Genomic DNA, 15750 nt, shown 5'->3' with positions numbered 1-15750 from the left:
TCAAGCCGCCGCCATCAGTTCGGTCTCGCTCCGGTTGAACATGCGTTCCAGATTGAGGAAGCAGATCATGCCGGTCGGCTGGACGATGATGCCGTCGGAATAGGCGGTCGCGGCCGAGGTGGTGACATCGGGAACCGGCTGGAGAAGATCGGCCGGGATCATCAGAATGTCCGAGACCTGATCGACCAGCAGCCCCATGGCCATGCCGTGCACCTCGGTGACGACGATGGCGCTGCGCTCGGTCGGCTCGGCCCCCCGCATGCCGAGCTTGAGCGCGAGGTTGATCACCGGAATGACCGTGCCGCGCAGGTTCATGACGCCGAGAACTTCCGGCGGCGCCTGCGGGATGGGGGTTGCCGGTGCCCAGCCGCGAATTTCGCGGATGGTCACCGTGCGGACGCAGAATTCCTGCTCGTGAAGCCGGAATGCGATGATTTCGAGCATGCCGTTGGTGGTCGTGTCACGCATCAGAATTCCTTCCATCCTTCGTTCGCGGCGGCCATGCTGGCCGTGCCGGCCGTTGCGCCCGCGACCTTGCGCGGACGGGATTGTGCGGGAGCCGGGGCGCGCTGCGACGCGTTCGCGGCCTTCATGCTGGCGGCGGTCTGGCGCAGCGCCTGGATCGGCGAACCGCCGTCGCCCAGGGCGAACTGGCCGATGAGCTGGCGCAGCCTGCTGCTCTCGGTGGCGAGCGTCATGCCGGCAGCGCTGGTTTCCTCGACCATGGCGGCGTTCTGCTGGGTCACCTGATCCATCTGGTTGACGGCGATGTTGACCTCGCTGAGACCGACCGACTGTTCGCGCGCCGAGGTGGCGATCGAGTCCATATGGGTGTTGATGGTGACGATGTAGCCCTCGATGGTCTGCAGGGCCTTGCCCGTCTCGCTGACCAGCTGCACGCCGTTCCTGACCTCGACCGAGGAGTTGCGGATGAGTTCCTTGATTTCCTTGGCGGCCTTTGCCGAGCGTTGCGCCAGTTCGCGCACCTCCTGGGCGACCACCGCAAAGCCCTTGCCGGCTTCGCCTGCCCGTGCCGCCTCGACGCCGGCATTCAGCGCGAGAAGGTTGGTCTGGAAGGCGATTTCGTCGATGACGCCGATGATGTTCGACACCTCGTTCGAAGACGCCTCGATCTTGCCCATCGCATCGACCGCCTGGGCGACCACCTGGCCGGACTGGCTGGCGCTGGCATTGGCCTGCACCGCGACGGCCCGGGCTTCCTCGGCACGCTTGGACGAGTTCGAGACGTTGGCCGTAATCTGGTCGAGCGCGGCGGCGGTTTCCTCGAGCGACGCCGCCTGCTGTTCCGTGCGCTTGGAGAGATCGTCCGCACCGCGGCTGATCTCCTGGCTGCCGCCGTCGATCGAACCGGCGGCCTGCGCGACCGAGCGGAGGGTTTCGCCGAGCTGGCTGACGGCATTGTTGAGATCGTGGCGCAGCGCTTCGAAGTCCGGCGAGAAGGGCTCTTCGAGCTGGAACGTCAGGTCGCCGGAGGCGAGCCGCCGCAGGCCGCTGGCAAGACCCGATGTCGCCTCGTTCAGGCGTCGCTGGGCGGCGGCTTCCGCCTCGGCCGTCAGGCGGACGCGGTCGGCCTCGGCCTGCCGGCGGGCGGCTTCCGCATCCCGCTCCAGCTGCGCGTTGACGATCGCCGCCTGGCGGAAGACCTCGACGGCACCGGACATTTCGCCGATTTCGTCGGCGCGTCCGGCACCGGGGATGGCGATGTCGGTGCGTCCCGCGGCCAGTTCGCGCATGGCGTCGTTCATGCCGCGCACGGGGCGAACGAGCGCGACGTTCAGGACGATGAGGGCGAGAAGCGAGACCAGCAGCATGCCGGCGCCGCCGGCGATATTGGTGAGGCGACCGGATGAGGCTGCGGCCTCGGCCGCTGCGGCACGCTCGCCCAGAAGGCTCGATTCGACATCGACCATCTCGGCCACGGTGGCGCGGATACCGTCCATCGAGGCCTTGCCGGCGCCGCTCGCCGCGATCGCACGGGCCTGATCACGCGTCGCCGGGTTCGCCATCAGAGCGAGCTCGGGCGTCGCGATCTTCTCGTGCCAGGTGGCGACGAAGGATTCGAGCGTGTCGAGGCGCTTCTGCTGCGCCGGATTGTCCGAGGTGAGGGTGCGAACGGCTTTCAGATGTTTGGCATAGGCCTCGAGGCCGCCCTTCTGGGGCGCCAGGAAGGCTTCGTTGGCCGAGACCAGGTAGCCACGCAGGCCGGTTTCCTGATCGACCATTCCGGCGGTGATGCCGTTCAGCGCATTGATGACCTTGTAGGTGTGATCCGTCATGGCGGCCGTCTGCTCGAGCTTGGTGAGCGAGGCATAGCTGGAATAGCTGACGCCGATGGCGATCAGGATCAGAAGGGAGAGGGTCGCGGCAATCTTCGTGAGGATACGGAGGTTGTTGAAGGAGGACATGGCAGCTCGCTATTCGTTTATCTTGTGCTGACGACGGGGTCGGGGGCAGACGATAGATCAACCGTAGTGGGCACGACGTCAGAGCCGCGAGGGGACGGACCCGTCTGATCACCGATAACATGCGTGATACCTGAAATACGATAAGAAGATGTAAACGCGGATCGAGAAGAACCCCCACGTGTGTAGCGGGTCCATTTCTGCCCGTGCGCTTGGGTTTCGCCCTAGGGTTTCGCGCTGGGGTTTCGCGCGGGGGGCTGTGGCCCGCGAAAAGCGCACCAACGCAAACGGGCGCCCGTGAGGCGCCCGTTGCTCGTCCTGTCCAGCCGGATGTCGAGGTGGATTATTCCACGGCGACGGTCTTGCCGGCTTCCCATTTGTAGACCGAGAAGCTCTGCGAGGTGAGGTCACCGGTCTCGCCATAGGTCAGGTCGCCGATCGCGGTCTTGATCGGGGTGCCATCCTTCAGCGCCTGCGACACCGCTTCCGCATCGTCGGTGCTGCCGGCCTTGGCGATGCCCGCGGCGATGACCTCGACCGCGGCATAGGCGTTGAGGGTGAAGGCCTCGACCGGGATCTTCCTCGCCGTGAGCGCATCGGCGGCGGCCTTGCTGTCGGCGTTCTTCAGCGCGTCGGCGGCATTGGTGTAGATCGTGCCGTTGGCGTCATCGCCGCCGGTGGCGATGAATTCGCTGTTCGACAGACCGTCGCCGGCGATCAGCTGCACGGAGAGGCCGGCATCCTTCATCTGGCGTACCAGAAGCCCGGCTTCCGGATGGTAGCCGCCGAAATAGAGAACCTCCACGCCGTCCGCCTTCATGCGGGTGACGAGCGCGCTGAAATCCTTGTCGCCGGCGGTCAGCGCGTCGTTGAAGATCTCCGTGACGCCGGCCGCGTTGAGCGAGGCCTTGAACGCGTCGGCAAGGCCCTTTCCGTATTGGCCCTTGTCGTTGAGGATCGCGATCTTCTTGTCCTTGAAGTTGGCGACGACGTATTTTGCCGCCACATCGGCCTGCTGGTCGTCGCGGCCGCAGGTGCGGAAGACGGTGGTCAGGCCGCGCGCGGTCAGCTCCGGCGATGTCGCGGTCGGGGTCACCATCAGCGTGCCGTTCTCCGCAAAGGCGACGGAGGCGGGGATCGAGACGCCCGAGGTGACCGGACCGACGACGAAGCGGATGTTGTCGGCGATCAGCTGGTTGGCGGCGGAAACGCCCTGCTTCGGCTCGCCGGCGTCGTCGGCGATCTTCAGCACGAGCTTTTCGCCATTGACGCCGCCCTTCTTGTTGATCTCCTCGACGGCGGTTTCCGCGCCGTTCTTGATCTGCGCGCCGATGGCCGCGACCGGGCCGGTGAGCGGGGCGACGAGGCCGACGGTGATATCGGCGAAAGCGGCGGGTGCCGCGAGCGGCGAAAAGGCGAGCGTGGCGGCCAGCGCCGCGGTGATTGTCTTGAAACTCATGTCCGTCTCCTTGGAACGCGGGCCTCCCAGTCCGCGGGGTGATGATGCACCGGGCCTTGCCCTCGCTCGAATGCCGCGCATTCGACCCGGAGGGACACGAGGGCGTGGCCCCCGGCCCGCGCTGCGGCCATGTTTGGCTCGCAGCGTTAAGCGTCAGATTTCTAAAAACATTCGCTCTGTCGCGCAAGACGATGACCGGAAGGGCGGGCTGTTCGGGAGCGACATCTCACAGCATCGTGACCGGAAGCCGGATCGCAGGCTTGGACCAGCGATGCCAGAGACGATGCCGCTCTTGGTAAAGAATATGTTTCAGAAATAATTAAGCATGTACTGGTAAAGCATTTGCTACGGCCTCGGCGAGATGATGCGTCTGGTCCGTGCTTCGTGGCGCGTGCTTTGGTTCACCTTTGACCGAACGACGCGACAGGGGTCGCCCCGGCATATGATTTGCTAGCGGTCAGCCTTCAATGGACATTTCGCTCCGGGAGGAAACAGACGTGAAACACATTTCGATTATCGGAAAATTCCTGCTGATCATGGCCGGTTTCGGCCTGTTCTCGTTGGCGACGACACTCTATTCGGCACGCCAGATATCGGCGATCAACACGGATTATTCCGGGCTGATTTCCGGCGAGCAGTCAGCCGCCCTCAGCATTGCCCGCTCCAATCGCAGCCTGCAGGCGATCCGGGCGTCGATCGGCGACTTGCTGATTGCCCGGACCAGGCAGGCCAACGATGCCGCTGCCAAGGAGCTGGAAACCAACAAGGCCGCCTTCGTCACCTTCATCGACGCCGCTGCAACCGCGCTGCCGGAGAAGACGGAGATCGCGACGCTGAAAGCCGCCAGCGTGGCCGTCATCGAGACCACATGCGCGCCGGCGATCGCTGCGGCCCGTGCAGCGACGTCCGACGCGGAGATCAGCGCCTCGCAGGCGAAATACCTCGCCGAGTGCCAGCCGGCCTTCGCCGCCATGACCCCCCGTCTCAGCGCGCTGGCGAGCGAGATTTCCGACGGCGCGGCAAAGGTCAGCGACGCGCTGTCGGCAACGGCCGCAACGACCATTCTGAAGACGGTCGGCATGGTCGTCGGTGGTCTGCTGGTCGTCATGCTGGCGGGGTACCTCGCCATCCGGGCCTGGCTGGTCCGCCCGATCAAGGGTCTCTCGCAGACGATGGAAACGCTGGCTGAGGGCAAGCTCGACGCCGATGTCGCCGGCATCGACCGCCGCGACGAGATCGGCGGCATGGCCAAGGCCGTGCAGGTGTTCAAGGACAACGGCCTGCGTGCCCGCCAGCTGGAACAGGACGCCGCAGCCTCCCGCAGTGCAGGCGAGATCGAGGCGGCGCGGATCGCCGAAAGCGACCGTTTGCGGGCCGAGGCGATGGCGCTGGCGACATCCGGTCTTGCCGACGGGCTGAAAAACCTTTCGAGCGGCGACCTGACCTTCCGCCTGACGCAGCCCTTCGCCGCCGACTTCGAAAGCCTTCGCTCCGACTTCAATGCCGCGGTTTCGCAGTTGTCCGAGAGCTTGCGCTCGGTGGCGGACGCGACCGGCTCGATCGACAGCGGCGCCCGCGAGATCAGCCAGAGCGCCGACGATCTCTCCAAGCGCACCGAACAGCAGGCCGCCTCGCTCGAGGAGACCGCAGCGGCGCTCGACCAGATCACGGTCAACGTCTCGCATTCTTCCAAGCGCACCGAGGAGGCCCGCAACGTCGCCATCGAGGCCAACCGCTCGGCCCGCCATTCCGGCGAGGTCGTTGCCAGCGCCGTGACCGCGATGCAGCGCATCGAGGAATCCTCCAGCCAGATCTCGTCCATCATCGGGGTGATCGACGAGATCGCCTTCCAGACCAACCTTCTGGCGCTGAACGCCGGCGTGGAAGCGGCCCGCGCCGGGGAGGCCGGCAAGGGCTTTGCGGTGGTGGCGCAGGAGGTTCGCGAGCTTGCCCAGCGCTCCGCCCAGGCGGCCAAGGAGATCAAGGACCTCATCCGCAACTCGTCGGCCGAAGTCAGCACGGGCGTGAAGCTGGTGCAGGAAACGGGCGAAGCGCTGAAGGTCATCGAAGCGCAGGTGGTGACGATCAACACCCAACTCGACGCCATCGCCACCTCGGCCCGGGAGCAGTCCGTCGGTCTTGCCGAAGTCAACACGGCGGTCAACCAGATGGACCAGGTGACCCAGCAGAACGCGGCGATGGTGGAGGAATCCACCGCGGCCAGCGCCACGCTCGCCGGCGAGGTCAATCGCCTGCGCGAGATCATCTCGGACTTCCGCCTCGGCAATTCGGGGTCTGGTTCGGGTGCGCGCGCCGCGGCCCCGGTTCGCAAGCCGCAGGCGGCAAGGGCCGAGCACAGCCCGGTCGCCTCGCCGGCTCGCCGGATGATGGCGAAGGTGGCCGGCGCGGTCGGCCTTGGCGGCGGTGCGGCAGCGGAAAGCTGGGAAGAATTCTAGGCCCGGATCTCATTGAATCCGCGAACGCACAATGGAGGGTGGCGAAAGCTGCCCTCCTTCGTCGTTTCTGGAAGACCTAACGCGCGGCTTCCACCGTCACCGTGACCTTGCCGGGACGGTCGAAGATCGAGACGTCGCCGGTGACCTGGCCGAGACGCACGATGCCCGGCGGCGGAACCTCGCCGTCGCGGTAATAGATGACGAAATCGCCGGAGCTCCAGAGGCCGAGCGTGCCGACGGAAAAGGCGCGCTGGCGCGGCGCCGCGGGCAAAGCGCGCGGCAGGGTGCCGGTCTTTTCCTGGCGCAGATGGTCGTCCATCTCGATCGTCAGCGGCAGCATCGCGAGAAGCGCATGTGCGGCGGCATTGTCGGCAAGCTCGGCGGTGACCTTGCCCCAGTCGGAGGTGATCAGGATACGGCTCTCGGCCATGGCGGGTCCTCCCATCGAAAGCGTCAGCAGAATGGCGGCAGAGGCAGGCGCGGCGAACCATGTCATGTCCGGTTTTCCTTGTCTGTCAGATCGTCCGGAGATCGATATGGCGGCGGCGGCGCCGGATCGCCGCCTGCCGCCTTCTGGTTGCGGATCAGGCCAGATGCCGGTCGAAGAAGCCCTTGAGCTTTTCGAACGGGATCAGGTCCACGCGGTCGTAGAGATCGACATGGCCGGCACCCTTGATCCAGACGAGCTCCTTCGGCTCCGAGGCACGATTGTAGGCGTCCTGGCTGAATTCCTTCGAATGCGCCTGGTCGCCCGAGATGAACAGCATCGGGCGTGGCGAGATCGTTTCGATATCGTTGAACGGGTAGAAGTTCATGAACCTGGTGCTGCTGCTGAGGCTCGGCTTGGTCGTCGTCTCCCGGCTGACGCCGGCCGGGGTGAATTCGCCGCGCGGCGTGCGGTAGAAGTCGTAGAATTCGCGCTGGATCGGGTCGGTCTCGGCCGTCAGGGCAAGCGTCGTGCCGCCGATATAGTGCGGGTCCGCGCCATCCGCCTCCGCCCAGCGCTGCTCGGCGGCCGTGGCGATGAAGGCCTTGCGCTGCTCGACCGTCTGGGATTTGTTCAGCGCATCACGGAAGGCGGCGCCCATGTCGTACATGCTGACGGTGGCGACCGCCTTGATGCGCGGATCGATCTTGGCGGCGCTGATGACGAAGCTGCCGCTGCCGCAGACGCCGATCGCGCCGATGTTGCCGCGATCGACGAAGGCCTGCGTGCCGAGGAAATCGACGCCGGCGCTGAAGGCTTCGGCATAGGCTTCCGGAGAGACGAGATTGCGCGGCTGCCCCTCGCTCTCGCCCCAGAAGGGCAGGTCGATCGACATGGCGACGAAGCCCTGCTCGGCCATCTTGGTGGCATAGAGATTGGCGCTCTGTTCCTTGACCGCCCCCATGGGGTGGCCGACGATGATCGTCGGATGTTTCGCCGCCCGGTCCAGGTCTTTCGGCACGAACAGGTTGCCGGCAACCGTCGTCCGGTCCTGGGTCTTGAAGGTGACCTTCTGCAGGGTCACCCGATCGCTGGTGTAGAAATTGGAAGCGCCGTTGGACATGTCCTGAGCCTTTGCGGTGGTGCTGTCGAAAAGCGAGATCGAACCGAGCGCGGCGATGCCGGCCCCCGTCATCTTGAGCAGGTTGCGACGGTCGATGCCCGTCGCCTGCATCTCGGCGCGCGTTTGCGTGTCGTCGGAGAGGATGTCTTTCGTCATGTCGATGGGTCCTTGATGGGTGAGGGTTACCGGCGGGAATGCCAGGCCGCCGCGGCGAGAAGGGAAGAGCCGGACAGGAGCACGGCGGCAAGCAGGAAGGTCGTCCACCATCCCGCGGCATCGAACAGCATGCCGCCGGTGGAGGCGCCGAGCGTGATGGCCAGCTGGATGGTCGCCACCTGCAGGCCGCCGCCGGCCTCGGCATCCTCGGGCATGGTGCGGCTGAGCCAGGTGCCCCAGCCGACAGGCGCCGCCGTGCCGAACAGTCCCCAGCCGACGAGCAGGGCCGCAGTGGCGGTGACGGAGGATCCGAAGGCGATAAGCCCGAGCGCGATGGCGGCCATGACCAGCGGGATGGCGATCAGCACGGGAAACAGGCGGGTGCCGAGCAGGTGGCTGACGAGAGTGGTGCCGACGACCCCGGCAAGGCCCATCAGCAGCAGGAGAATCGAGAGCGTCTCGATCGACACCGCCGTCACCGTCTCCAGAAAGGGGCGGAGATAGGTGAAGAGTGCGAACTGGCCCGTGAACAGCAGGAGGATGGAGGCCATGCCGAGCGCGACCGGACGGCGCAGCAGAAGCCGGAACACGTTCGCCGAGCGCCTGTCGGATGCGGCTGCACCCGTGCCCGTTTCCGCGCGACGCGGCGGCAGTGGCGGCAGGCTGATCCACTGCCAGACCAGCGCCACCAGCGCCAGAGGCACCACGGCGAAGAAGGCGCCGCGCCAGCCGATATAGTTTCCGAGCAGGCTGCCGAGCGGCGCGGAAATCGTCGCGGCGATGGCATTGCCGGCATTCAGCATCGCCAGGCCCTTGGGCACGGACTCTTCCGGCACGAGCCGCATGACGATCGCGGTCGACATCGACCAGAAGCCGCCGATCGCGATGCCGAGCAGCGCGCGGCCGATCATCAGGACGAGATAGTTCGGCGAGAACGTGACGATCGTGCCCGAGATCACCAGCAGCAGCGAGAAGGCGGCGAGCACCAGCCGCCGGTCGATCCTGCGGGTGAGGCTGGCCACGAAGAGGCTGGTCAGCACCGCGAAGATGCCCGAGATCGAGATCGCCTGTCCCGCCCGGCCTTCGCTCACGCCGAGTTCGGTCGCGATCGGCGAGAGCAGGCTGACCGGCATGAACTCGGAGGCGATGAGAACCGCGACGCAGAGCGCCATGGAGATGACGGCGCTCCAGGCGGCAGCCTTGGGCACGGTGGTGTTCGCGCTTGGGGACGCGTCCTTTGGGCCGCGCTCGTGCGGCGCAAGATCGTGTGTGAGGGCATGGTCTGTCATGCGGGACAAGATAAGTCGAATGCAGTTCCGGAATTAGCCGTTGCAATTCGCATGGACTTATCGATGATGGACATCAATTAAGACGGCAGAGCGGCGGGAACGGGCAGCCATGAAGCGCGAAGATCTGAACGACATGCTCTGGTTTCTCGCGGTTGCCGAGGAGCGCAGCTTCACCAAGGCGGCGGCAAAGCTCGGGACGTCGCAATCGACCATCAGCCACACGATCAAGAAGCTGGAGGCCCGGATGGGCCTGCGCCTGCTCACCCGCACGACCCGCAGCGTCGTTCCGACGGACGCCGGCGAGCGGCTGATCCGCTCGCTCGCGCCGCGCATCGAAGAGCTGGAGACCGAGATCGACCAGTTGATGGAGATCCGCGACAAGCCGGTCGGCTCGGTGCGGATCACGCTGTCGGACCATGCGCAGGAGAGCACCGTCTGGCCGAAGCTGCGCCCGCTCCTGCTCCAGTATCCCGATATCAAGGTGGAGCTGAACAGCGACAACGGCTTCCGCAACATCGTCGAGGAGAAGTTCGATGCCGGGGTCCGGCTCGGGGAAAGCGTCGACAAGGACATGATCGCGGTGCGCATCGGCCCGGACTGGCGGCTGGTGGCCGTCGCATCGCCCGCCTATCTCGCCACGCGCGAGGCGCCGAAGACGCCGCAGGAGCTGGTCGGCCATGTCTGCATCAACCACCGGCAGGCCCGGGCCGGCGGTCTCTATGCCTGGGAGTTCGAGAAGGACGGCCGCGAGGTTCGGGTCCGGGTCGACGGACAGCTGACCTTCAGCACCTCCTTCGCCATGATCGATGCGGCGGTCGCCGGTTACGGCATCGCCTATGTGCCGGAAGGCCTTGTCACTGCCGAGATCGCCGCCGGCCGCCTGGTCCAGCTTCTGGACGACTGGTGCCCGCTGTTTCCCGGCTACTATCTCTACTACCCCAGCCGCCGCCAGAACTCACCGGCCTTCAAGATCGTGGTGGATGCGCTGAAGGCTTGAGAGCCGCAGGAAATGCGTTCGTGTACACGCACACGAAAAAAGGGCCCCTCTTGCGAGGAGCCCCTTCGGTAATCGGTACGTCAATTATTACTGGACGATCTGGACGACCTGGCCCGTCTGCGGATCGACGATCAGGCGCTGCTGGTCGACGATGGCGTAGGAATAGGTGGGGTCTTCCGGGATGGGGGTCAGCACGACGGTCTGCGGCACGCGCTTGCCGACCACGATCGGCTCCTCGACGACGACGCGCTGCGTCGGCATGGGCTGCTGGCGGACATAGGTGACGACGCGTTCCGGCGGCGGGTCGATCGCGGCACCGGCGATGGCACCGACGGCGCCACCGACCACCGCGCCGACCGGACCGCCGACGACGGCACCCGTTGCCGCACCGCCGGCCAGGCCGGTGACCGTGCCGTTGCCGTCTGCATAGGCAGCGGTGCTGAAGCCGAGCGACAGGACGGCGAAAGGAATGAGAAGAGCGGTTTTCATGGGGTCTGGTCCTTGTTGTGTTTCGGAATGCGTTGGTCTTGTTCTTGTCGTGTGGTTCGGGACGGAAAGGCTTTGCCCGGCCTGTTGGTTCCGGCTCGGGACTTCAGTCCATGCCGGGGCACCGAGACTTAGGACTTAAGTCTGACGCGCCCTGGAATTCCGCGGTTTCGCAACTGGATCGGTCAGGAAGTTCGAACATAACGCCGGGAAACCGCGCCAGCCGCCGGACCGAAAAATCGCGTTAACCACCATCCGCAACCGCGGCTTTACGAAGACGATGTAAGGATGTCCCAAAGGAATCTTTCATGCGTCTCGTCACCAAATTGAACGTTGCCCTGCTTGGCGTCGTCGCGGTTTCCGCCGTTCTCAACTTCGCCACGCTGCGGCTCGCCGTGCTCCCCAGCTTCTCCGCTCTCGAGGAGCAGGCCGCCGAGCGCAACCAGACCCGCGTGCTGGAAGCCATCCAGCTGCAGAAGGATCAGGTCGCCAACAGTGCCGGCGACTATGCCATCTGGGACGATACCTACGATTTCATGAAGGGTGCCGGGCCCGACTATCAGGACAAGAACGTCACCGCGGAATCGCTGAAGACACTCGGCGTCACCTTCTTCGTCGCGATCGATACCGCGGGGCAGGTGGTGCTCGACAGCGGCTTTGCGCAGGACGACGCGGACGACCCCCGGCCGGTGAAACTCCTGCCGACGACGCGCCTGCCGCAAAACAGCCCGTTCCTGACCGAGCCGCAGGGCGTGGCCATCCGCTCCTCGCTGATGCAGACGCCGGAGGGCCTCGCCGTCATCGGCTATTCGCCCATCCTGCGCTCCGACAGGTCCGGCATCCGCGCCGGAACGCTCGTCCTCGGCCGGCTCCTCGACATGGACGCGATCCGCTCGGCGACGCGCGTCGATTTCGATCTGGTGGCGACCTCGTCCTTCCCGACGCGGCCCATGGCCGAGAGAGGCCGGACGGTCGACAAGATCGATCCGCTGCTCGGGCCCGATGGCCGGGCCCTGGCGATGATCCGGTCGCACACGCCGCGCGACATCACCGCCGTCGGCGAACAGACCATCCTCACGACGCTGCTCCTCCTGCTGGCCGGCGCGACGATCCTGCTGATCGCCCTCGGCGTCATCCTGCGCCTCATCGTCATCCGCCGCATCGAGACGCTGCGCTCGCACCTCCTGTCGGTTGCCGCGAGCGGTCATCTCGATCCGATGCGGGAAGACGGCAAGGGCGACGAGCTGAGCGAAACCGTGGTGTCCTTCAACGCGATGGCCCGGCAGCTCGATGACCTCCGGGCAAAGCTGCGGCGGCAGGATTACGACCATGGCGCCGCCGACGAGGCCGCCGGTCTCCTCCACAATGTGCGCAATGCGCTGAGCCCCATTTCCGTCGTCGCCTGGGGCCTTGCCAAGGCGAATGCCGCGCCATGGAAGCAGAACCTGACCAAGGCATTGGATCAGCTCGGCGAAGACGGGCTCGCGCCCGACCGCGCGGCCAAGCTTCAGCAGTTCGTCGCCCTGTCGTCGGCCCGGCTGATGGACGAGGACCGGGCGCGGCAGGAGGAGGTGGGCTCGCTCGTCTCCATGCTGCGTCATGTCGACGATATCCTCAAGGACCAGGACCGTTCGGCCCAGCGGGAACGCGTGCTGGATACGGTCGATCTCGCAGCCTCGCTGCGCAATGCCCTGCCGCTCATCGAGCGCCGCGATGGCATCGCCGTCGATGTCGGCGATCTCGAGAGCCTTGCAGCCCTCGGCCATCGGGTTCCGCTCGAACAGGTTTTCGGCAACCTGATCGTCAATGCGGCCGAAGCGATCGACGCCTCCGGCAAGGGCGCCGGCACGGTGCGGATTGCCGCACGGTCGATCACCGATGGTGCTGCGACGGGGAGCGTGGAGCTGACCGTCAGCGACGACGGCGTCGGCATCGACGCTGCGAACCGGGACCGGCTGTTCGAAAAGGGCTTTTCGACCAAGAGCGGCGGCAAGCGCGGCGTCGGCCTGCACTGGTGCGCCAATGCCGTGAATGCCATGGGCGGCCGCCTGTCGGTCGAAAGCGACGGGCCGCAGCAGGGCGCCACCTTCAGGATCACCCTGCCGGCCGCTCTATCAAGACGAGACGCAGCATGACCGTATCACCGACACACGGCAAACGCCGGATCCTGATCTGCGACGACGAGGCGGGCATTCTCGATGCCTACCGGCGGATCTTCGCCGACCTCGTCGCATCGGCCGGGGACGAAGAGGCGAGCGACTACGACGCCTTGTCCGCCGACCTCTTCGGCGACGAGCCGGCGGCCGGCGGGATCGGCGTCATCGACGAGATCGTCACCTGCCGCCAGGGCGAAGAAGCCGTCGAGGCCGTGCGCGCGGCCAAGGCCGCCGGTCAGCCCTTCGGCGTCGTGTTTCTCGACGTACGCATGCCGCCCGGCATCGACGGCGTCGAAGCCGCCCGGCAGATCCGGGCGATCGAGCCGGTCATCAACATCGTCATCGTCACGGGCTATTCCGACCATCGTCCGGCCGAGATCGCCGGCGTGGTGGGAACGCTCGACCGGCTGTTCTATCTCGTCAAACCCTTCGATGCGGACGAGGTGCGCCAGATGGCGACCACGCTCGTCAACCGCTGGACCAGCGACAGCCGGATCGCGAGCGAACTTGCGGCCCAGGTCGAGGCGCTGGAGGCGTTGAACCAGGCGCTGCGAGCGAGCGAAGCCTCCGCCCACCGGGCCGCCCGCCGCGATCCCCTGACGAAGCTTTTGAACCGCACCGGGCTGCAGGAACAGTTCGACCTGGCCCGTGACCGCGCGAGGGCGAGCGGCGCGAGGCTTGCGCTTCTCTATCTGGATCTCGACCGCTTCAAGCGGGTCAACGACACCTACGGCCATGGCGTCGGCGATCTCTTGATCTGCGAGGTCGCCCGGCGGCTGTCTGCGGCGGTCCTCGACGAGGGTTTCGTCGCCCGTCTGGGCGGGGACGAGTTCGCCATCGTCTGCGAGACGGCGCGGCTCGAACCGCTGCTGGCCCGCGTGCTTGCCATGGCCGAGGCGCCGTTCGTCACGGGCGCGCATCATCTGCCGGTGCCGTTTTCCATCGGCTATTCCCGCGAGAGCGACGGCGCGGAGACCGATCTGCCCGAGCTCATGCGCCAGGCGGACGTCGCGCTTTACGTCGCCAAGGATGCGGGCCGCGGCGTCGCCCGCGCCTTCGATCCCGATCTCGACCGGATCTTCCTGCACGACCAGATGATGGCGCGCGACCTCAAAGCCGCCATCGAGACGGACGGGCTCTGTCTCTTCTACCAGCCGCTGATGTGCATCGACGGCAAGACGGTGACCGGCGTCGAGGCGCTGCTGCGCTGGCAGCATGACGGTTATGGCCCGATTTCGCCGGACATCTTCGTGCCGATCGCCGAGAAGAACGGCCTGATGGGCGAACTCGGCGACTGGGTTCTGAGAACGGCCTTTGCGGACGCGCGGGCGTGGCCTGACGTTACCACCTCGATCAACCTCTCCGTTCTGCAGTTCGCCAAGCCGGATTTCGCCGCGACCGTACTGACGCTTGCGCGCGACATGGGGGTCATGCCGGACAAGATCGAGTTCGAGATCACCGAGACGGCCATGACGAACGATACTGCCTCGTTCCTTGCCCAGGTCGAGGTGCTGCGGCTCGCCGGATTCCGGTTCGCGCTCGATGATTTCGGCAGCGGTTATGCCAGCATCGGCTATCTCTCGCGCCTCAATTTCCACAAGCTCAAGATCGACCGCTCCTTCGTCAGCGCGCTGACCACCAAGCCGGATGCCGACAGGATGATCCGATCGATCGTCAGCCTCGGACTGGCCATGGGCTTGACCATCACGGCGGAAGGCGTCGAGGATGTGGTGCAGCACGATATCCTGAAGGCGGTCGGTTGCGACCAGCTCCAGGGGTTCCTGTTCCACAGACCCTGTTCGCGCGGCGAGGTGGAAAAGATCCTGAACCTTGCCGGCGCAGGCCGGCAGCATGCGGCCTGATGTGACAGGGTGAGCGCCGGTGCGCCGGAGACGGAAAAGCGTCGGCGGTTACTTACGAACCGCAGCCTTGTCGGTGCCGAGCTGGCTGGAAAAGGCGACGAGCGCGTCGGCGACGCCATAATTCGGCGTGCCTTTCAAGGTTTCGGAGAGCGCGAGCACATTGGCCTTGTAGTGGTCGCCCTTCAGCGTCCCTGTCTGCTCGAAGGTGGCGACCAGCGCCAGAAGTTGCGCCTCGTGCAGGAGATGGAACTTCTCGATCTCCTGAAACGGGTCTTTTTTCTCGTCCTTGGCCATGACAGGTCTGCTTTCTCAAAAGGTTGGTCCGCGCTCGTTTCCCCGCCGCCCGCAGGGGGTTCCCGCCGCCCGCAGGGGTTCAACGGCGGCGGGGAGACGAGGCGATCAGGTGCGTTTATTCGACGACCTGAACCACGGTGTAGGTCTGCGGGTCGACGATGACCCGGCGTTCGTTGACGACGGTATAGGCATAGGTCGGGTCGTCGGCGACCGGGGTCAGCACGACCTCGCGCGGGAGCGGTTTGCCGACGACGATGTCCTGCTGGATGCTGACATGCTGTTCGGGCATGGGCTGGCTTTCGACATACTGCACGACGCGCGCCGGCGGCGGATCGATGGCCGTGCCGGCAATGGCGCCGACGGCACCACCGACGACGGCCCCGACCGGGCCTCCGACGACGGCACCCGTAACCGCGCCGCCGGCGGCACCGGTCACCGTGCCCTCCTGCGCCTGGGCTGTGCCGGCAAAGCCGCCGGCGAGGCCGAAGAGAGCGGTCGTGACGATGAGGAGATTTTTCATGAGATCCATCCTTTCTGGTCGTTGCGATGCCCCTCAACGGGGTTCGCACCACCCCGTTCCGCCACTCAGACCTTTGCCCTCCGGCCTCCGACTTTGGTCCCA

13 protein-coding genes are annotated in these 15750 nt (G+C 65.9%); 4 read left to right on the top strand and 9 right to left on the bottom strand.

Going from position 1 to position 15750, the window contains the following annotated elements; translation table 11 throughout:
• The 3 genes from ASG39_RS22175 to ASG39_RS22165 all read right to left on the bottom strand — a co-directional run bounded on the left by ASG39_RS22175 (position 1) and on the right by ASG39_RS22165 (position 3882).
• Positions 1-468, bottom strand: coding sequence for a chemotaxis protein CheW (locus ASG39_RS22175; RefSeq protein WP_162242471.1), 468 nt, complete (start codon positions 466-468; stop codon positions 1-3).
• Positions 468-2426, bottom strand: a complete 1959-nt coding sequence (locus ASG39_RS22170) for a methyl-accepting chemotaxis protein (protein ID WP_062597142.1) — start codon at positions 2424-2426, stop codon at positions 468-470. Before ASG39_RS22170 ends, ASG39_RS22175 begins: the two co-directional genes overlap by 1 nt.
• Before the next feature lie 340 nt (positions 2427-2766).
• Positions 2767-3882 (bottom strand): branched-chain amino acid ABC transporter substrate-binding protein, encoded by a 1116-nt coding sequence (locus ASG39_RS22165; RefSeq protein ID WP_062597141.1) that lies wholly within the window; start codon positions 3880-3882, stop codon positions 2767-2769.
• 497 nt (positions 3883-4379) lie between these two features.
• Here ASG39_RS22165 and ASG39_RS22160 point away from each other — a divergent pair, with 497 nt between their 5' ends.
• Positions 4380-6338: a methyl-accepting chemotaxis protein gene (locus ASG39_RS22160; protein WP_062597140.1), complete on the top strand. Its 1959-nt coding sequence runs from the start codon at positions 4380-4382 to the stop codon at positions 6336-6338.
• 76 nt (positions 6339-6414) lie between these two features.
• Here ASG39_RS22160 and ASG39_RS22155 read toward each other — a convergent pair whose 3' ends face one another.
• From ASG39_RS22155 to ASG39_RS22145, 3 genes are all read right to left on the bottom strand, one after another.
• Positions 6415-6834: a cyclophilin-like fold protein gene (locus ASG39_RS22155; RefSeq protein ID WP_244481311.1), complete on the bottom strand. Its 420-nt coding sequence runs from the start codon at positions 6832-6834 to the stop codon at positions 6415-6417.
• A gap of 88 nt (positions 6835-6922) precedes the next feature.
• Entirely contained in the window at positions 6923-8044 is a 1122-nt protein-coding gene (locus ASG39_RS22150) for an alpha/beta hydrolase (protein ID WP_200943911.1), read from the bottom strand.
• Positions 8045-8070: 26 nt separating this feature from the next.
• Positions 8071-9216 carry an MFS transporter gene (locus ASG39_RS22145; RefSeq protein WP_082477457.1) on the bottom strand — a complete coding sequence of 382 codons (1146 nt, stop codon included), beginning with the start codon at positions 9214-9216 and terminating at the stop codon, positions 8071-8073.
• A 226-nt stretch (positions 9217-9442) separates the two neighbouring features.
• Between ASG39_RS22145 and ASG39_RS22140 the strand changes: the two genes are divergently transcribed.
• Positions 9443-10330, top strand: coding sequence for a LysR family transcriptional regulator (locus tag ASG39_RS22140; protein ID WP_062597139.1), 888 nt, complete (start codon positions 9443-9445; stop codon positions 10328-10330).
• Between the two features lie 87 nt (positions 10331-10417).
• Here the strand turns inward: ASG39_RS22140 and ASG39_RS22135 are convergent, their stop codons facing one another.
• A complete protein-coding gene (locus ASG39_RS22135) occupies positions 10418-10819 on the bottom strand; it encodes a DUF1236 domain-containing protein (protein ID WP_062597138.1) in 402 nt (133 codons plus the stop codon).
• A 305-nt stretch (positions 10820-11124) separates the two neighbouring features.
• Between ASG39_RS22135 and ASG39_RS22130 the strand changes: the two genes are divergently transcribed.
• Entirely contained in the window at positions 11125-12951 is a 1827-nt protein-coding gene (locus ASG39_RS22130) for a CHASE4 domain-containing protein (RefSeq protein ID WP_062597137.1), read from the top strand.
• Positions 12948-14834 (top strand): EAL domain-containing protein, encoded by a 1887-nt coding sequence (locus tag ASG39_RS22125; RefSeq protein ID WP_062597136.1) that lies wholly within the window; start codon positions 12948-12950, stop codon positions 14832-14834. The genes ASG39_RS22130 and ASG39_RS22125 overlap by 4 nt, the downstream gene beginning before the upstream one ends.
• Before the next feature lie 48 nt (positions 14835-14882).
• Here the strand turns inward: ASG39_RS22125 and ASG39_RS22120 are convergent, their stop codons facing one another.
• A complete protein-coding gene (locus ASG39_RS22120) occupies positions 14883-15128 on the bottom strand; it encodes a hypothetical protein (protein WP_062597135.1) in 246 nt (81 codons plus the stop codon).
• A 115-nt stretch (positions 15129-15243) separates the two neighbouring features.
• A complete protein-coding gene (locus ASG39_RS22115; RefSeq protein ID WP_062597277.1) occupies positions 15244-15648 on the bottom strand; it encodes a DUF1236 domain-containing protein in 405 nt (134 codons plus the stop codon).
• Positions 15649-15750 lie beyond the last annotated feature (102 nt).

Source organism: Rhizobium sp. Leaf371 (assembly GCF_001424045.1).
Classification (GTDB): domain Bacteria; phylum Pseudomonadota; class Alphaproteobacteria; order Rhizobiales; family Rhizobiaceae; genus Ferranicluibacter.
This window is presented reverse-complemented; position numbering and strand designations above follow the sequence as displayed.